This is a genomic window from Sphingobium sp. VMM (assembly GCF_056790315.1).
Map to the genome: position 1 here is coordinate 97,578 of NZ_JBXGSI010000018.1, position 18,185 is coordinate 115,762.

Genomic DNA, 18,185 nt, shown 5'->3' on the forward strand with positions numbered 1-18,185 from the left:
GCCATGTCCCCGGAATTTGATGCCTATGACAGTTCGGGCCGCCTGTTAGCCGAGGAAAGGGCGGGGGACAACGCGCCGCCGCTCAGTGTCAGCGAATTGTCGGGCCTGCTGAAGCGCACGGTCGAGGATCGCTTCGGCCATGTTCGCCTGCGCGGCGAGATTTCCGGCTTCAAGCGCGCGGCCTCGGGCCATCTCTATCTGGCGCTGAAGGACGACAATGCTGTGCTCGACGGGGTGATGTGGAAGGGCGGGGCGCAGCGGCTCGCCTTCCAGCCGCAGGACGGGGTGGAGGTGATCGCCACCGGCAAGCTCACCACCTATCCCGGTCGCTCCAAATATCAGATCGTGATCGACCGGATGGAGCTGGCGGGCGAGGGCGCGCTGATGGCGCTGCTCGAAAAGCTCAAGGCCAAGCTCGCGGCCGAAGGGCTGTTCAACCGCGATCGCAAGCGCCGCCTGCCCTTCCTGCCGCGCACCATCGGCGTCGTCACCTCGCCCACTGGTGCTGTGATCCGCGACATTCTCCACCGTCTGGCGGATCGCTGCCCGACCCAGGTGCTGCTCTGGCCGGTGCTAGTCCAGGGGCAGGGCGCAGCCGAACAGATCGCCCGCGCCGTGCGCGGCTTTTCCGCCATGGACGGCAGCGGCCCGCTGCCCCGGCCCGATCTCGTCATCGTCGCGCGCGGTGGTGGCTCGATCGAGGATCTGTGGAGCTTCAACGAGGAAATCGTCGTCCGCGCGGTCGCCGAATGCTCGATCCCGACCATTTCGGCGGTCGGGCATGAAACCGACACGACCTTGTGCGACTATGCCGCCGACATGCGTGCGCCCACGCCGACGGCCGCCGCCGAAATGGCGGTGCCGGTCCACGCCGAACTGCTGGCGATGCTGGGTGAAATGGGCCTGCGCTCGGGCCGGGCGGTGCGGCGCGGGGCGATGCAGGCGCGCGAACGGCTGGAGATGCAGGCGCGGCTGATGCCGACGCCCGACACCCTGCTCGCGCCACAGCGGCAGCGGCTCGACCTTCTGTCCGACGGCCTCAACAGTGGCCTGCGCCACCGGCTGGCCGACGCCCGCGCCCATCTGGGCCAGGTCAGTGGCGCGCTGCGGCCGGCCTTGCTGCGCCAATATGTCAGCCGCGCGGCGGAGCGGGTCGACCGGTTGCGGTTGCGCCCCGACTATCTGACCCGCGTCTATCGCGACCGGGCGACCGCCTTCGATCGCCTCTCGCGCCTCTTCACCTCGGTCAATCCCGATCTGCCGTTGCAACGCGGCTTCGCCCGCGTGATGGCGGGTGATCGGCTGGTCCGCTCGGTCACCGATGCGCAGGCCGTGGGCCAGGTCAGCCTGCACTTCGCCGATGGCGCCGTGGCCGCCGCGATCGACGCCGCCGCGCCCCTTGAGGCCGCGCCCGCGCCCGCTATATCCGCCCCATCCCGACCCGCGCGCAAGCCGCGCGACACCGTCGAAGGTGGCCAGCAGGATCTCTTCTCCTGATGCGCCGCAGAAAGGCCTGATTCATGCTGATGTCCAACCGCGACCGCCCGGCCCGGCTGCATTATATGCCCTACAGCTTTCGCGTGCTGCAGGCCGGCGACCATGTGCTGTGCGCCGTGTCCGGCCAGCGCATCCCGCTGGAGGATCTGCGCTACTGGTCGATCACCCGCCAGGAACCCTATGCCAGCGCCGCTTTGTCGGTCGAGGCGGAGCTGAAGGCACGCGCCGCCGGATGACCCGCCGGCTCGCCGCTTTGCTGGTCCTCACCGCGCTGCCGCTTGCCCCGGCGATGCTGCGCGCGGCGCCGACGAGTGTGGCTGGACCCGATTTCATCCTGTCCGGTCCGGCGATCCAGGGCGGCACTTTGCTCGGCACCGCGCCGGCCGGCACGGTCGCGCTCCATTTCGGCGATCAACTGGTTCCCGTCGATGCCGATGGCCGCTTCCTGATCGCCTTCGATCGGGATGCGCCGCCGCCGGCCAGGCTCAGTGCACGCCTGTCGGACGGCCGGGTCATCGATCGCGCCCTGACCGTCGCGCCGCGCGAATGGCGGCTGGAACGGATCAACGCGCCGCTGCGCCCGACGAAAAGCAGCGAGGCCTTCCTCGCCCTGCGCAAGCCCGAACTGGAGCAGATCGCGGCCGCGCGCGACAAGGTGACGGACGCGCAGGGCTGGCGCCAGACTTTCATCTGGCCGCGCCTGGGTCGGATTTCCGGCCTGTTCGGGTCGCAGCGCATCTATCAGGGGCAGCCGGGCGCCTATCATGGCGGCGTCGATGTCGCGGGCGCGACTGGCGAGCCGGTGGTGGCGCCGGCGGACGGGGTGGTGATCCTGGCCGCCGATCACCCCTTCACGCTGGAGGGCAATCTGCTGATGATCGACCATGGCCATGGTCTCAACAGCGCCTTCCTGCATCTGTCGCGGATCGACGTGAAGCCCGGCGACCATGTGGCACAGGGGCAACGCATCGGCGCGATCGGCGCCACAGGCCGCGCCACCGGACCCCACCTCCACTGGGGCATGAAATGGAACGACGCGCGCATCGACCCGCTGCTGCTCGCCGGGCCGATGCCGCAGGCGCGATAGGGATCAGCCGACCCGTTTCGCCCGCACCGCCCGGCCGGCGATCTTGACCATGAAGCTGCCCATGCTGGCGCGCTTGATCTCGATCGTCATACCGGGCTTGGGATCGCGATAGGTGACCGCTTCGGTGGTCATCCATTCGGCGCCATCTTCCAGCGTAATCAGCCATTTGCCGTTACCGACATTCTTGGCCGACGCGATCGTCGCCTCGATCTGCGTCATGGCATCGGCCTCGGCACCTTCCTTCTTCTCATCCTCATCACCGCCGCCCAGGAACGGCAATTTGGGGAAGGAAAAGCCGAACAGCGTGCGCCGCGTCTTGTTGAGTTCGGTCTTGTCCAGCACCACGACCTCGTCGCGCTGGGCGGCGCTATCCATCGCGCCGACCTGTCGATCATAACAGTCCAGGCGCGCCTTATCCTCGGAGATTTCACGACATTTCAGCAGGTCGGTGAATATTTCGGCGCGGGGCTGTTGCCGCTCTGCTGCACCGGTTCCGGTCGCTACCAGACACAGGGGCAGGGCCATGATCATCGCATGATGGGCCTTCATATGCTTGATTCTCCGTCGATCTGCAGCCAATGGGCGCCACCATGCACCCCGCGAGTCTGTCGTCAATAGAGCGCGCCGGCATCCATGGAATCGCGACATCTGTCACAAACTGACAGCGGACAGCTCGCGATTGCAGCATTGCGTCGCACCTTATTGCGGCGTTGAAATTATCTTGCTTTGCGACCGTACAATTCCACATGTTTCGCCTTGTTGCATTTTTGATACAGGGCTGTTCAAAAGCGGCGAGGCGCGATTTCCCGCGCTTTACAGCAGCTTTCCCACCGCGCAGGTTCCCGCAATCCATACGGGGGGATCGCTGTCGGGCACCATATCCCCTTGTAGGTGCACATGAAGGCAGGTGACTGCCCAACTCCAGAGCAAGGGACTGGAAACGTGAAGACATTTTCGAAGAGGGCACTGCTGCGTGCCAGCGCCGCTCCGGCGATTCTCGGTGCGTCGCTGATCGCGACTGCCGCATTCGCGCAGGAAGCGCCGCAGGGCGCCGAAGCCGAAGCCACCGACACCATCGTCGTTACCGGCTCGCTCATCAAGAACCCGAATCTGGAACGCTCGACCCCGGTCACCGCGACCACGTCGGACCAGATCGAACTGAAGCAGAACAACACCGCCGAAGAAATTCTGCGCGAAATTCCGGGCGTCGTCCCCAGCATCGGTTCGGCCGTTAACAACGGTAACGGCGGTGCATCGCTGGTCGACCTTCGCGGCCTCGGCTCGTTCCGTAACATCGTTCTGATCGACGGTTCGCGTCTGGCTCCCTCGGGCCTCGCTGGCCAGTTCGACCTTAACAACATTCCGCTCGCTCTCGTCGAGCGCGTCGAAGTGCTGACCGGTGGTGCATCGACCACCTACGGCGCCGACGCCATCTCGGGCGTGGTGAACTTCATCACCAAGTCGGACTTCTCGGGTCTCGAAGCCAATGTTTCGAACCAGCTGACCGAACAGGGCGACGGCAACTATTTCCGCGCCGACGTGACCCTGGGCGCCAACTTCGACGACGGCCGCGGCAATGTGGTCTTCTCGGTCGGCTATCAGCAGGCTGACCCCGTCTATCAGGGCGACCGTTCCTTCTCGCAGTCGTCGATCGACTCGTTCAGCGGTGCGAACGGTGGTTCGGGCACCTCGACCCCGTCGCGTTTCGGTGGCGTGAACGTTGGCGGTCTGGATTCGATCACCACGGGTTGCGGTGGCACTGGTCAGGTGGCCTGTACTTCGGTTCAGGGTACGCGTCAGCTGACTGCTGATGGCGGTGCATTCCGTCCGACCTCGGCTTTCGATGCTTACAACTTCAACCCTTTCAACATCTTCCAGACGCCGTTTAAGCGCTTCAACATGTACGGCGCTGGCCGCTACGAACTCAGCGACGCGGTGGAAGTCTATTCGCGTGGCGTGTTCTCGAAGAACACCGTCAGCACCATCATTGCTCCTTCGGGCGCTTTTGGTATTCCGGTGACCTTCGGTCTGGACAATCCGTTCCTGACCGATGCACAGCGCAATGCCTTCTGTGCGTTCGACGTTGATCCGCGCGCCGGCTATCGCCCCCGCTTTACCCAGGCCGAATGCGACGCGCGCACCGGTACCGTCGGTTCCGCTTCGGCTAGCGAATTCGTTGCGGCTGACATGAACGGCGATGGCGTGATCGGGGAAGGCGAAGGTTTCAACTCGAACCCCGCCGTTACCGTGAACCGTCGTGCCACCGAGCTTGGGCCGCGTATTTCGGACTTCACCACCACCTTCTTCGATTACAAGATCGGCGCTCGTGGCGGCATCACGGATTCGATCAGCTGGGATCTGTCGGGCGCCTATGGCGAAAGCGAGCAGATTCAGACCCAGAAGGGCTACTGGCTGAACTCGCGCGTGCAGCAGGCGTTGCTTGCTACCAGCACCACTGAGTGCGTCGATGATTCCAATGGCTGCGTTCCGCTCAATCTGTTCGGTCCCGACGGTTCGATCACCGATGCGATGAACAGCTTCCTGAATGCCAACAGCCAGGTGACCACCAAGACCTCGCTGGCTCAGGTCAAGGGCGTGATCAGCGGCGACTTCGGCGTGGCTGTGCCGTTCGCTTCGGACGCCGTCGCCTTCGCTGTCGGTGGCGAATATCGCAAGTACACCGCCTCGCAGGAATCGGATCTGCTGTCGCAGTCGGGTGATCTGGGTGGCGCCGGTGGTGCGGCTCCCAACATCAACGGCGGCTATGACGTCTATGAAGCCTATGGCGAACTCGTTCTGCCGCTGGTTCAGGACAAGCCTTTTTTTGAAGACCTGACCGCCGAAGCGGGTATCCGCTATTCGGACTACAGCGTTCAGGGTGGTTCGGGCTACAACACCACCACCTGGAAGGCCGGTCTGAACTGGACCCCGGTCAACGGCCTGAAGCTGCGCGGTAACTATTCGCATGCCGTGCGCGCCCCGAACATTTCGGAGCTCTTCTCGCCGCTGAACACCGTTCTGACCAACCTGGCTTCGGACCCCTGCGCCGGCGCCGCGCCGACCCAGGACGCCAACCTGGCAGCGATCTGCGTCGCGCAGGGCGCAACGCTTGCGCAGATTGGTTCGATCATCAACGATCCGGCTGGTCAGGTGAACACCACCACCGGTGGCAACCTTGCCCTGGGTCCGGAAAAGTCGAACAGCTACACCTTCGGTGTCGTGCTGCAGCCGTCGGCTGTCCCCGGTCTGGCGATCACCGTCGACTATTATAACATCAAGATCACGGGTGCGATCACCACGCCGACCCCGGACGATGTTATTGACGCTTGCTTCGGCAATGTCACGGCAGCCAGCGCTTCGAGCGAGGCTTGCACGGTCATCCGTCGCGATCCGTCGACCGGTGGCCTCTATGGTCTGGCCGCGAACGCTCCTGGTCTGTACCAGCCGCTGTCCAACCTGGGTAAGCTCAAGACCGACGGTATCGATGTCTCGATCAACTATTCGAAGGACATCGGTTTCGCCAAGTGGGCGCTGAACGCCAACGGCAACTGGACCAACAGCTCGACCTTCCAGGCAACCCCGACCTCGATCAACCGCGATTGCGTCGGCCTCTACTCGGCCAACTGTGCGTCGATCCAGCCGGAGTTCCAGTGGTCGGTGCGTAACACCCTGTCGTTCGGCATGGCCGATGTCTCGCTGCTGTGGCGCTACATCGACGGTGTGAAGTATGAGTTCGGCGATGCGTTCGTTGGCGAACTGAACGGCAAGCAGGTCGACTTCAACCGTATCCCGGCTGAACATTATTTCGATCTGACCGGTCGCTTCCACGCTTCGGACGAAATCACTTTCACGCTGACCGTTCAGAACCTGCTGAACAACAAGCCTAAGGTGGTTGGTAACACGATCGGTTCGACCAGCTACAACAGCGGTAACGTCTACCCGTCGACCTACGACGCGCTGGGCCGTCGCTACGCTGTTTCGGCCAAGTTCCGCTTCTAATCGAAGCGTAACGCCGAAGGAAAAAGGAGGGCCGGCTGCAAAGCCGGCCCTTTTTTCATGCCGTCCTCAGCGCCTGCGCCGAACATGCGATGCCGCGCCGCTGCGTGCAGCGGTCGGCTTTCCGTCGATTAGCTATTGTTCCGCCTGCGGGCGGGATGGCCGTCTCAGCCCAGTAGCGGGCGGGGCAGGTCCATGACGATGCCATTGTTGCGGGCGATCAGGTCGGCCCATTCGCCAACCTTCTCGACCTCCTCGGCATGCAGCGTCTTGCCATCCTGCGCGGCGCGTTCGCGCTGGCCCTGGCCGAAATTGGCTCCGGTCTTGGAATCCCGGCCGAATATCGGCCCGGCAACGATGGCGGCAATGTCCGCGTCGCTCAGCGCGATATCGAAATGCCTGGCCAGGACGGTCAGACTCTCGGCCGGATGCGCGATCAATGTTTCGCTGTTCAGGGTCAGGACGCGCTCGCCCAACTGCCCGGCCAACGCCTGAAACTGGGCCTGTTGCGCCAGCCAGCCCAGCGCCGCGACCTGGATATCGGTCAATCCCAGATAGTCGGACGGCGCGATGCCCAGATTGACCATGCCTTCGCGCAGCAGCTTGCCGAACAGGTCGCGCACCCACAGGCGCCCCCACATGCCCTTGCGCGCGATCGACGTCAGATAGGCATCCAGAGGTGCATGGAGTAGCAACGCACGGGCTGTGGGGCGCAGCGCCATGATGCCGGGGATCAAAGGGTTGATCAGATTGGACGGCTTCACCACCACCGCCTCGCCTGCCGTAAAGGGCCGCGCCAACAGCCGCAGACCATGGTCCAGCGCGCGGGCTGCTTCTGGCCCTTTCGCGCCGCGATGGCGCCAGCCGACAATGTCGTTCAGCAGTACCGGTTCCTTGAGGCCCATGGCGATGCCGGGCCGATCGAAGGCGGCGGCCAGCAAGGTCGAACAACAATAGGCCGAATGGAAGATGAAATGCACCGGCGCGGGTGGCGGCGCTGCGCGCACGGCATCTTCGCGCCGTACCACGATGGGTTCCACGCCCTGCGCGATATATTCGTCTGTCAGGAACGGCACATCGGCGTGACGCGCGCGCGAAACCTGCAGGAACTGAAAGGCATCATGGCCCGGATCATAGCGGTGGGCCAGCCAGCGGGCATCCGCCATTAACATGGTCAGGGGCTGGGTCGAGGAAGCGCTCATCGACCCAGCCTTCGCACGGCATGGGGCCGGGGAGCAAGGCCGCAGGCAGCCGTCTTGCTTGGGCCGTCGCATCTGATAGCAGGATGGCATGAACCAGCAGATCGGACGATTTTTTCAACAGGCGGCCGAAGCCCGCCGCACTGGCCGCAACGGTGAGGCGCAGGCCGCGCTGACGCATATTCTGGCGCTCCAGCCCGGCGAGCCTCAGGCGCTCAACATGCTCGGCATGATGGCGCTGGAAAATGGCGATTTCCATGCTGCCCGCATGCATTTTCTGGGAGCGACCCAGAGCGACACCGGCGAACCTGCCCTGTGGATGAATGTGGCAGCCGCGCAGCGGGGGTTGGGCGATGGAGAAGGCGAGCGCGCTGCTCTGCAACGCGCGATCGATATCGATCAGCGTAATTTCATGGCGCAGATGCGTCTGGCCCAGTTGCAGCAGCGTCTGGGCGAAGTCCAGGCTGCCGCCGATAGCTGGAGCAAGGTGCTGGCGATGTCGTCCGGCATGGGCGATTTGCCGCCGCAACTGGTCGATACGTTGGCCGAAGCGCGTGGCTTCGTGACCAATCATCAGGCGAGGTTGGCAAGCTTCGTGGAAGACGGTGTCGCGCCGCTGCTGGCGGACGCGGACCTGCGGAGTCAGCGCCGCTTTCAAGCCTGTCTCGATCATGAATTCGGGCGGCGTCCGCTCTACCAGAACCAATGTTCCGGGCTCCATTACCCCTTCCTGCCGGCCGATGAATATTTCGATCGCGACCATTTCCCCTGGATGGCGGAACTGGAGGCGAAGACCGACGCCATCCGGGCCGAATTTCTGGGCCTGATCGAACAGCAGGGCGGCAATATGCGCCCCTATGTTCGGCAGGATCCGGGCACGCCCGAAAATAAATGGACCGCGCTCGATGGCTCGCTCGATTGGGGCGCGGCGTTTCTATGGGAATATGGCGTGCGCAACGAAGCCGTCTGCAATGCCTGTCCCCAGACCGTCGCTGCGCTCGAAGCGCTGCCGCGAGCGGATATTCCCGGCCGCGCACCATCCGCCTTCTTCTCGCTGCTCAAGCCCCATAGCCGCATTCCGGCCCATAGCGGCGTCACCAATACACGGGCGATCATCCACCTTCCGCTCATCGTTCCACCTGGCTGTTACTTCCGCGTCGGCGGAGAAACCCGTGCCTGGGAGGAAGGACAGGCTTTCGCATTCGATGATACGATCGAACATGAAGCCTGGAATGACAGCGCTCATCTTCGTGTCGTCTTGATCTTCGACATGTGGAATCCGCATTTGTCACTTGCCGAGCAGCAGCTCTTGAAGCAATTCTATGCCACAGCTGATGCCAGCAGGGCGCAGGATGCTCTGGGGGCCGGGGTTTAAGACAAGGGATGCGATGGCCACTGTGCCGGGTTGCCTTGTCATCTGGGAGATAGAAGATGCGTATCGTCAAAGCCTTGGTCATGACTGGCCTGTTCGTGATGGCTTATCCTGCCCTCGCTCAAGACAAGCCCAAGCTCGACAAGAATGATCCCAATGCGACCCGCTGCCGGAGTTTCCCGATCACGGGATCGCTGGTGAAGAAGGAGCGCGTCTGCAAGACCAACGCGGAATGGCGCGCCATCAGCGAACAGCAGAATCGCGATGCCGATGACATGATCACCCGCAGCCGGGCGGGCATGAACCCGAACGGCTAACCCTGCCTGCCGCCCTCATGGGCGCAGGGACAATGTCTAGCTGATCGACGGGAGCGGCTGCCAGGGGCAGGCGCTCCCCTTTTCATATCTACAGCTCATCTATTCCATCTGCTCAGGCCGCTAATTTGCCCGTCTGAGATCGGTTCCATGCGTCAATATTTTTCAAATCGGGCATTGTAACATAATTACGTGTCAGGATGAAAACGGAAGACCTCCTGATGCGTTGGGTTGCACAAAAATACCTATAATTACGGGGTTTTCGGACTGTTCGCTCCGATCGGTCAAAAGAATCTCATTTGGTTTCAAAACCGTAATGGTGTTGCCAGAATGTTGCACATTTGTAAAAATCGTAACGTTTCGTAACGCAACCGGGTTTACAGCCGGTTCCATGGGGCGCACCCATGCCCCGCCTTGTGGTCTCACGGGGTCGCACTGGTCACAGCAGGTGGAAAATCCGCCGCTCCAGATAAGGGACTGGAAATTTGAAGAACGCATCGATTGCCGCATTCTTGCGGGCCGGAGTCGCGCCCGTCATTCTCGCCACCGCGCTGTTCCAGGCGCCCCTCCATGCTCAGGATGCCGCCCCCCAGGCCGATGACGGCGCCAACGACACGATCGTCGTGACCGGCTCGCTGCTGCGCCGCATCGACAAGGAAACCATTTCGCCGATCACCACCGTTTCGTCGGAAGATCTGGCGATCCGCGGCATCACCACGGTGCAGCAGGGCATCCAGAATCTGTCGGCCAATAACGGCCCGGCACTGACCAACGGCTTCTCGGCCAATGGCGCCTTTGCCGGTGGTGCGTCGGCGGTCTCGCTGCGCGGCCTGTCGACCTCTTCGACGCTGGTGCTGTTCGACGGCCTGCGTGCTGCTTATTATCCGCTGGCCGATGACGGCACGCGCAACTTCGTCGATCTCAACACCATCCCCGACGCCATCGTCGATCGGGTCGAAGTGGTGAAGGACGGCGCGTCGGCCACCTATGGCGCCGACGCGGTTGCCGGCGTGGTCAACATCATCACCAAGCGCGAAGTGAAGGGGCTGCACCTTCAGGCCGAAGCCGGCGTCGCTGAAAAGGGCTATGGCGCCAACCAGCGCCTGTCGGCCACCTATGGCTATGGCGACCTCGCCGAACAGGGCTTCAACGCTTATGTCAGCGCCCATTATCTCAAGAGCGCTGCGGTCTATAACAAGGATCTGGGCTATCCCTACAACAGCGACGACCTGTCGGGCATCTGCCATGACGGCGTCTGCGGCCCCAACAACATGGCTAATGGCGTCGATCCCAGCATCGGCTTCACCGGCCTGTCGACCGCGACCAATGTCTTCATGGCGCGCCCCTATGATGCGGCCACCGGCGCCGGCACTGGCCGTTACGCGCTGCTGAATGCCGCTGCCGGCTGCGGCAGCCTCAATCCCTATACGCTGACCGACGACGAATATGCGGCCAATGCAACGGCGCCGCGTACCGTCTGCCAGCAGGACATCACGCACGATTACAGCCAGGTTCTGCCGGAACAGCAGCGCTGGGGCATTTCGGGCCGCTTCACCAAGATCGTCGGCGACAGCGGTGAAGCCTATCTCGAACTGAACTATGAGAACAGCAAGTCCTCCTATACCGGCCTTGCCTCGATCATCCGCGCCAATGCGCCGGCCGGCATCGACTATTCGGCTTACTCGACCTCGACGGGTGCGGGCCTGCTGCGTCTGCCCGTCTATGTCTGCGCCCGTGGCACCGCCACCTGCGACGCCAGCAACGGCACGCTGAACCCGAACAACCCCTATGCCGCTCAGGGCCAGGAAGCCGCCATCATCGGCCGCCTGCCGACCAGCACCGAATATAATGAATCGGTCAGCCAGGTCTTCCGCGCTGCCGCCGGTATCAAGGGCGATTTCGGCAACGACTGGCATTATCAGGTCGATGGCACTGCCATGGTCTCGAAGCTGAAGACCACGGCCAAGGGCTATGTCTATATCCAGCATCTGCTCGATGTGATCGCGGACGGTTCGTATAATTTCATGAACCCGTCGGCGACCTCGCAGGAGACGCTCGACTATCTGACCCCGACCCAGATCAACCACAGCAAGACCCAGCTCTATCAGGGCCAGGCCAGCATTTCGAAGGAAGTGTTCGACCTGCCGGGTGGCCCGCTGCAGGTCGCGGTCGGTGTCGCCGCCCGCTATGAATCGCTCAACAATCCCAGCGGCAACCCCGACTATGATGGTCAGACGGAGCGCTATTTCCGCCTGAACGCCTTCGGCGCCAAGGGCCATCGCGACGTCGAATCCGCCTATTTCGAACTGAGCGCACCGATCGTCGAGCAGCTCGAACTGACGGCGGCGGGTCGCTACGACCATTATTCGACCGGCCAGGACAATTTCTCGCCCAAGTTCGGTGCGAAGTTCAAGCCGATCCGCGAACTGATGTTCCGGGGCACCTTCTCGAAGGGCTTCCGCATCCCCAGCTTTGCGGAAATGGGCGCTCTGCCGACCACCGGCTATGTCACCCAGTCGATCGGTTCGATGCCGCAGGAATTCATCGACCAGCATCTGAACTCGGCTGGCACCGGTCCCAACACCTATCTGACCAACTATTCGATCGGTCAGACGACGGTGGGCAACCCGAACCTGAAGGCGGAAAAGTCGCGCAACATCACGCTCGGCGCGACCTTCCAGCCGCTCAACAATGTGTCGTTCAGCGTCGACTACTATAACATCAAGAAGACCGGCGCGATCACCTCGGTGAACTTCTCGAACGCGATCGCCAACTATTATGCCACCGGGGAAACCTCCTATGATGGCGTGACGGTGATTCCGGACGAAGTCGATCAGGAACATACCGGTTCGCAGCGTCGCATCGCCTTCGTGCAAGGCAGCTTCATCAACGCCAACACGATCAAGACGTCGGGTATCGATTTCAACGCGATGGGCAAGTTCCGCCTGAGCGACAACATCACCTTCTCGACCTCGATCGATGCGACCTATGTCATCAAGCTGAACACCGAATATCCCGACGGGACGGTTGAACATTATGTCGACACGCTCGGTAACTTCAACCTGACGGCCGGTTCGGGCACGCAGCAGTGGCGTGGCAGCTGGCAGAATACGCTGGACTTCGGTAAGGCTTCGCTCAGCGCGACCGCCTATTACACCGATGGCTATAATTATTCGGCCGAGGATCAGGGCGGCGTTGCCGGCGACTGCAGCCTGGTGCCGACCAACTATGATGGTGAAGCCTATCAGGGCTGCCGCGTGAAGTCGTTCATCAGCGTCGACATGACGGGCACGATCAAGGTCAATGACCAGTTCGAGCTTTATGCCAACGTCATGAACGTCTTCAACAACAAGCCGCCGATCGATGCGACCACCTATGGCGCCTATCTCTACAACCCGGTGGTTGGAGAGTCTGCGATCCTGGGCCGCTCCTTCCGCATCGGCGCGAAGGCCAGCTTCTGACGATATAATATAAAAGGGCGGCCCTCCCTTGCGGGGCCGCCCTCCTTTCAGGACCAACTGGCGCGCGGCGCGCCCGACTTAGCCGACACTGGGTCTCCGTGCGCCGTCGCCGTCTTCACCCCATCGCCGACCGGAACCAGCCGGTCACCGACGTCCGGGCTGCGCCAGCGGAAGGCGCGACATAGCTGACGCTGTGCAATTGTGGCACGCGGAATAGGTCGAGCCTGTTGAAGGCCGGAACCCGGCCGGAAAAGCCGCCATCGGCACCATGGAACATCAGCAAGCCGCCCCATTCGGTCCGCCATCCCTTGGTCAGGCCAAAGACATAGGCGGCATGCCGATTCTTCCCCGCGACCCCATCATCATGGCCGGTCAGGAAATCGCCGCTGACATAGCGGGTCGCCTGCCCGTCGGCGAACCCGATCGCTTCGCTGCCGGTGATCGCCCGGACCAGCGCCAGCACCTCCGGCCCCGCCATGAAGCGGACGAAGGCGTCGAGCAGATGCGGCGACTGCCGGCGCGCCTGCTCCTCGTCGGGCACGCGAATACTAGCATAGCGAAACTGGAAGCCATGGCGTGCCGCCTCATGCACCGCCTGGTTCAGGGCGCCCCATTGCTGCGGCGTCATGGATTGCGCCGTCGGGCGATCGATCTCGAACAATTTCTCGTCCGAATTGAGGACGATCCGCCAATCCTCGCGCGTGTCCAGATGCGCGGCCAGCGCGCGGGCCGCCGCATCGGTCAGGAAGGGACCGATGCGGACATGCCCGTCGCGCTGATAGTCGGATCGCAGCTGGTCGATGTCGATGCCATCGGCCAACCGGAAATCCGCAACCATTGTCGTCATGCGACGCTGAGCTTCAGCGCGCCGTCGCCATCTTCCACCGTCACGGTCGATCCGTCAGGCACCTCGCCGCGCAGGATCAGGTCGGCCAGCGGATCCTGCAGATAGCGCTGTACCGCCCGCTTCAATGGTCGCGCGCCATAGACCGGATCATAGCCGACCCGGCCCAGCCAGGCGCGCGCGCCGTCGGTCAGGTTCAGCACCACCTTGCGGTCCTTCAGCAGCTTCTGCACCCGCGCCACCTGGATATCGACGATCGGCGCCATATGGCCGGCCCCCAAACGGTGGAACAGGATGATCTCGTCCAGCCGGTTGAGGAATTCGGGGCGGAAATGACTGCGCACCATCTCCATCACCTGGTCCTCGACCTTCTCGACCGGCTCGTCGTCGGGCTGGGCGGCAATATATTGGCTGCCCAGGTTCGACGTCAGCACGATGATCGTGTTGGTGAAGTCGACGGTGCGGCCCTGGCCATCGGTCAGGCGGCCATCGTCCAGCACCTGCAGCAGCACGTTGAACACGTCGCCATGCGCCTTCTCGACCTCGTCGAACAGCACGACCTGATAGGGCCGGCGCCGCACCGCCTCGGTCAGCACGCCGCCTTCCTCATAGCCGACATAGCCCGGAGGCGCGCCGATCAGCCGGGCGACCGAGTGCTTCTCCATGAACTCGCTCATGTCGATGCGCACCATCGCGCTTTCGTCGTCGAACAGGAAACCGGCCAGCGCCTTGGTCAGCTCGGTCTTGCCGACGCCCGTGGGGCCAAGGAACAGGAAGCTGCCCAGCGGCCGGTTCGGATCCTGCAGACCCGCCCGGCTGCGGCGCACGGCGGTCGCGACCGCGCGCACGGCATCGGCCTGGCCGATCACCCGCTTGCCCAGTTCGGCTTCCATCGCCAGCAGCTTCTCGCGCTCGCCTTCCATCATCCGGTCGACCGGAATGCCGGTCCAGCGCGACACGACGCTGGCAATATCCTCGGCCGTCACTTCCTCGCGCAGCATCGCGCCCTTGGACGCGCCCTGGGCTTCGGCCAGCTGCTTTTCCAGCTGCGGGATGGTGCCATATTGCAGCTCGCCGGCCTTGCCATAGTCGCCGCCGCGCTGCGCCTGCTCCAGCTGGAGCCGTGCCGCGTCGAGCTGTTCCTTCAGCTTGGCTTCGCTCGCGATCTTGTCCTTCTCCGCCTGCCAGCGCGTCGTCAGCTCGGCCGACTGCTGCTCCAGATTGGCGAGGTCGGTTTCCAGATTGGCCAGCCGGTCCTTCGACGCCTGGTCGCTTTCCTTCTTCAGCGCCTCGCGCTCGATCTGCAGCTGCATGATCCGGCGGTCGAGATTCTCGATTTCCTCGGGCTTGCTCTCCACCTCCATGCGGATGCGGCTCGCCGCCTCGTCCATCAGGTCGATCGCCTTGTCGGGCAGGAAGCGGTCGGTGATATAGCGGTTGGATAGGGTCGCCGCCGCCACGATCGCGCCATCGGCGATGCGCACGCCATGATGCGCCTCATATTTGTCCTTGATGCCGCGCAGGATCGAGATCGTGTCCTCGACCGTCGGCTCGCCGACGAACACCGGCTGGAACCGCCGCTGCAACGCCGGATCCTTCTCGACATATTTGCGATATTCGTCGAGCGTGGTCGCGCCGATGCAATGCAACTCGCCCCGCGCCAGCGCAGGCTTGAGCAGATTGCCGGCATCCATCGCGCCCTCGGATTTGCCCGCGCCGATCAGCGTGTGCATCTCGTCGATGAACAGGATGATCTGCCCGTCCGCGCCCTTCACCTCGTCGAGCACGCCCTTGAGGCGCTCCTCGAACTCGCCGCGATATTTGGCGCCCGCGATCAGGCTGCCCATGTCGAGCGCCATCAAGGTGCGGTCCTTCAGCGTATCGGGCACGTCGCCATGGGCGATGCGCAGCGCCAGCCCTTCGGCGATCGCGGTCTTGCCGACGCCCGGCTCGCCGATCAGCACCGGGTTGTTCTTGGTCCGACGCGCCAGGATCTGGATGGTGCGGCGAATTTCCTCGTCGCGGCCGATCACGGGATCGAGCTTGCCGGCCTTGGCCGCCTCGGTCAGGTCGCGGGCGAATTTCTTGAGCGCATCATAACGGTCTTCCGCCCCCGCAGTGTCGGCGGTGCGGCCGCCGCGCAGCTGGTTGATCGCGCCGTTCAGCGCCTCGGCACGCACGCCGGCGGTCGCCAACGCCTTGCCCGCCGTCGTGGTCGTCGCCAGCGTCAGCGCCAGCAGCAGCCGTTCGACGGTGACGAAGCTGTCGCCCGCCTTCTGCGCCACCTGCTCGGCGCTATCGAGCACGCGCACGGCATCATTGTCCAGGCCCGGCGTCTGCTGCGCGCCGCTGCCCGATACGGCCGGCACCCTGGCCAGCGCGGCATCGGTCTCGCGCAGCGCGGTCGCGGCATCGCCGCCCGCCGCCTTGATCAGGCCGGACGCCATGCCCTGCTCATCTTCCAGCAGCGCCTTCAACAGATGTTCGGGGCTGATCCGCTGATGGTTCATGCGGATCGCAACGGTCTGCGCCGACTGGAGGAAACCCTTGGCGCGGTCGGTGAATTTTTCGAGGTTCATTAGCATCCCCTTCAAGGCATTGCTGGCGATGTAATGTTGCAAAAATGACACACAAGGGGCGCGGGCAAAAAATCCGCGCCCCTTGCCTATTTTACTTACTGCTTGGGCGCCTTGGCCGCCTCCGGTGCGAACAGGTCGCCGAAGAAGTCCGCCTTGTACCATTGCGGCGGGGTGTCGCTATCGGTCATAACCCGTGCAATGCGATAATTGGCCTCGGCAAAACGGGCGCCCGCGTCCCAGTCGATCTTCTGGCTCATGTCGTCGCCGGGATGGTGATAGGCGCCGCTCAGAAATTCGCCCCAGGCCTTCTCGCCGCCATTGGCATAGCCGGTCGCCAGGAAGACGGCGGGCACGCCCTGCTTCACGAACATATAATGGTCCGACCGCACGAAAATGGTTTCCTGCGGCATCGGGTCGGCGGCCAGCTTGATCCCCATCGGCGCAACCGCCTTGGCGACGATCGGCCCCAGCGTCGAATGGTCGGCGCCGAACGCGATCACATCGGTGAAGGGATAGAGCAGCAGCGGCATGTCCAGGTCGACATTGCCGACGATCTGCTTGCCCGGCACGGTGGGATGGCGGGCATAATAGTCCGCGCCCAGCAGGCCCTTCTCCTCGCCGGTGGAGGCCAGGAAGACGATCGACCGGCGCGGCTTGTTGGGCGACTGGGCCATGGCGCGCGCGACTTCCAGCATGGTCGCGATGCCGGCGCCATTGTCCAGCGCGCCATTGTTGATGCGGTCGGTATCCGGCTTGTCGCCCGGCTTGGCGGGGCTGATGCCGATATGGTCGAGATGCGCCGACAGGACGACATATTCGTCTTTCAGCTTGGGGTCGCTGCCGGGCAGGATGGCGACGACATTGGGGCTGGTCACCCGCTCGCTCACGCTTTCGATCTGGATCTGGGCAGTCGACTTGAGCGCAAAGCCCTTGGGCTTGCCGCCGGCCTTGTCGGCAATCTTGCGGATCGTGGCGATGCTGGTCGGCGCGCCGGCGAACACCGCCTGCGCCGCGGCATCGTCCAGGCTGGCGCCGACCCGGATGCCGGGGGCGGCGTCGAACGGCACGCCCTCGGGCGAGACCCAGGTGAAGTCGGGCTCATCGGCGAACTGGACCATGCGGTTCCAGGGGCGGGCCTTCATCGACTGGAGGGTGCCGATCGAGAGCATGCCGATCGCGCCATGCGCCTCGGCGATCTTGCCCTTGGTGGCGGACAGATGCGCGCCTTCCTCGCTCGGCAGCCCCTTGGGATAGCCGCGCAGGGTGACGACAATCTTCCCCTTCACGTCCAGCCCGGCATAGTCGTTAAGGCCGAGCCGCGCATTTTCCAGGCCATAGCCCACGAACACCAGCGGTGCCGACACGTCCAGCTTGGGTTCGGCCGCGTTCATGCCGATCAGCACGTCGCCGGCATGGGTGAAGCTTTTGGTGCCGGCCGGACCGGTGACGGTCAGCGTGCCCGGCGTCTTGGCGCGCTCGGTCTTCTGGAAGCCGATGCGTTGCAGCCAGCTTCCATTGTCGCCGGCGGGCTTGAGGCCCAGCCCGTCGAACTGGCTGGCGACATAGCGGGCGGCGATTTCATGCCCTTCGCTGCCGGTGTCGCGCCCCTTCAGCAGGTCGTCGGCCAGAAATTCGACATGGGCGCGCACCGCTGCGGCCGAAAAGGTCGGGGTGTCCGATGCCGCTGGGGCAGTGGTCTGGGCGGGCAGGGTGGCGGGCAGCACAAGGGCGGCGGTGGCGGCCAGCAGGGCCAGGCGTTTCATGGGATCGGGGACTTTCCGTCTCTATGGATGATGGCGTGCAGACTTGCCGCTGCGCCCCGTCGCTGTCCAGCCT

General features: G+C 63.7%; 12 protein-coding genes. 7 read left to right on the forward strand and 5 right to left on the reverse strand.

Annotated features, from left to right (window positions below; genetic code table 11):
* Positions 1-3 precede the first annotated feature (3 nt).
* From xseA to ACUCV3_RS20785, 3 genes are read left to right on the forward strand one after another with little or no spacing between them, the layout of a single operon-like run.
* The gene (gene xseA / locus ACUCV3_RS20775) at positions 4-1,497 is read left to right on the forward strand and encodes an exodeoxyribonuclease VII large subunit (protein WP_482241093.1); all 1,494 of its coding nucleotides are present in this window, start codon (positions 4-6) and stop codon (positions 1,495-1,497) included.
* A 23-nt stretch (positions 1,498-1,520) separates the two neighbouring features.
* On the forward strand, positions 1,521-1,733 hold the full coding sequence (locus tag ACUCV3_RS20780; protein ID WP_048936833.1) for a DUF2093 domain-containing protein: 213 nt from the start codon (positions 1,521-1,523) through the stop codon (positions 1,731-1,733).
* A complete protein-coding gene (locus tag ACUCV3_RS20785; protein ID WP_482241094.1) occupies positions 1,730-2,584 on the forward strand; it encodes a M23 family metallopeptidase in 855 nt (284 codons plus the stop codon). The genes ACUCV3_RS20780 and ACUCV3_RS20785 overlap by 4 nt, the downstream gene beginning before the upstream one ends.
* A gap of 3 nt (positions 2,585-2,587) precedes the next feature.
* Here the strand turns inward: ACUCV3_RS20785 and ACUCV3_RS20790 are convergent, their stop codons facing one another.
* A complete protein-coding gene (locus tag ACUCV3_RS20790) occupies positions 2,588-3,133 on the reverse strand; it encodes a hypothetical protein (RefSeq protein ID WP_048936832.1) in 546 nt (181 codons plus the stop codon).
* Positions 3,134-3,481: 348 nt separating this feature from the next.
* Here ACUCV3_RS20790 and ACUCV3_RS20795 point away from each other — a divergent pair, with 348 nt between their 5' ends.
* Complete coding sequence (locus ACUCV3_RS20795; protein ID WP_234893053.1) at positions 3,482-6,583, forward strand: TonB-dependent receptor plug domain-containing protein; 3,102 nt, start codon at positions 3,482-3,484, stop codon at positions 6,581-6,583.
* Between the two features lie 164 nt (positions 6,584-6,747).
* On the opposite strand, the gene ACUCV3_RS20800 is transcribed toward ACUCV3_RS20795, so the two are convergent.
* Positions 6,748-7,782: a hypothetical protein gene (locus ACUCV3_RS20800; protein WP_048936830.1), complete on the reverse strand. Its 1,035-nt coding sequence runs from the start codon at positions 7,780-7,782 to the stop codon at positions 6,748-6,750.
* A gap of 88 nt (positions 7,783-7,870) precedes the next feature.
* Here ACUCV3_RS20800 and ACUCV3_RS20805 point away from each other — a divergent pair, with 88 nt between their 5' ends.
* The 3 genes from ACUCV3_RS20805 (at position 7,871) to ACUCV3_RS20815 (ending at position 12,926) form a co-directional block, all read left to right on the forward strand.
* A complete protein-coding gene (locus ACUCV3_RS20805; protein ID WP_482241095.1) occupies positions 7,871-9,154 on the forward strand; it encodes an aspartyl/asparaginyl beta-hydroxylase domain-containing protein in 1,284 nt (427 codons plus the stop codon).
* A gap of 80 nt (positions 9,155-9,234) precedes the next feature.
* Complete coding sequence (locus ACUCV3_RS20810; RefSeq protein ID WP_080727224.1) at positions 9,235-9,468, forward strand: hypothetical protein; 234 nt, start codon at positions 9,235-9,237, stop codon at positions 9,466-9,468.
* A gap of 482 nt (positions 9,469-9,950) precedes the next feature.
* Positions 9,951-12,926, forward strand: coding sequence for a TonB-dependent receptor plug domain-containing protein (locus tag ACUCV3_RS20815; protein ID WP_037519341.1), 2,976 nt, complete (start codon positions 9,951-9,953; stop codon positions 12,924-12,926).
* A gap of 115 nt (positions 12,927-13,041) precedes the next feature.
* Here the strand turns inward: ACUCV3_RS20815 and ACUCV3_RS20820 are convergent, their stop codons facing one another.
* The 3 genes from ACUCV3_RS20820 to ACUCV3_RS20830 form a co-directional block, all read right to left on the reverse strand.
* Complete coding sequence (locus ACUCV3_RS20820; protein WP_107917527.1) at positions 13,042-13,773, reverse strand: 2OG-Fe(II) oxygenase family protein; 732 nt, start codon at positions 13,771-13,773, stop codon at positions 13,042-13,044.
* Entirely contained in the window at positions 13,770-16,349 is a 2,580-nt protein-coding gene (clpB, locus tag ACUCV3_RS20825) for an ATP-dependent chaperone ClpB (RefSeq protein WP_482241096.1), read from the reverse strand. Before clpB ends, ACUCV3_RS20820 begins: the two co-directional genes overlap by 4 nt.
* 95 nt (positions 16,350-16,444) lie before the next feature.
* Complete coding sequence (locus ACUCV3_RS20830) at positions 16,445-18,112, reverse strand: M28 family metallopeptidase (protein ID WP_482241097.1); 1,668 nt, start codon at positions 18,110-18,112, stop codon at positions 16,445-16,447.
* Positions 18,113-18,185: the final 73 nt, after the last annotated feature.

Coding starts and splice junctions, on each gene's coding strand:
- ACUCV3_RS20830 (WP_482241097.1), bottom strand. CDS start 18,112: ATGAAACGCCTGGCCCTGCTGGCCGCCACCGCCGCCCTTGTGCTGCCC.
- ACUCV3_RS20810 (WP_080727224.1), top strand. CDS start 9,235: ATGACTGGCCTGTTCGTGATGGCTTATCCTGCCCTCGCTCAAGACAAG.
- ACUCV3_RS20795 (WP_234893053.1), top strand. CDS start 3,482: ATGAAGGCAGGTGACTGCCCAACTCCAGAGCAAGGGACTGGAAACGTG.
- xseA (WP_482241093.1), top strand. CDS start 4: ATGTCCCCGGAATTTGATGCCTATGACAGTTCGGGCCGCCTGTTAGCC.
- ACUCV3_RS20785 (WP_482241094.1), top strand. CDS start 1,730: ATGACCCGCCGGCTCGCCGCTTTGCTGGTCCTCACCGCGCTGCCGCTT.
- ACUCV3_RS20790 (WP_048936832.1), bottom strand. CDS start 3,133: ATGAAGGCCCATCATGCGATGATCATGGCCCTGCCCCTGTGTCTGGTA.
- ACUCV3_RS20820 (WP_107917527.1), bottom strand. CDS start 13,773: ATGACGACAATGGTTGCGGATTTCCGGTTGGCCGATGGCATCGACATC.
- clpB (WP_482241096.1), bottom strand. CDS start 16,349: ATGAACCTCGAAAAATTCACCGACCGCGCCAAGGGTTTCCTCCAGTCG.
- ACUCV3_RS20780 (WP_048936833.1), top strand. CDS start 1,521: ATGCTGATGTCCAACCGCGACCGCCCGGCCCGGCTGCATTATATGCCC.
- ACUCV3_RS20805 (WP_482241095.1), top strand. CDS start 7,871: ATGAACCAGCAGATCGGACGATTTTTTCAACAGGCGGCCGAAGCCCGC.
- ACUCV3_RS20800 (WP_048936830.1), bottom strand. CDS start 7,782: ATGAGCGCTTCCTCGACCCAGCCCCTGACCATGTTAATGGCGGATGCC.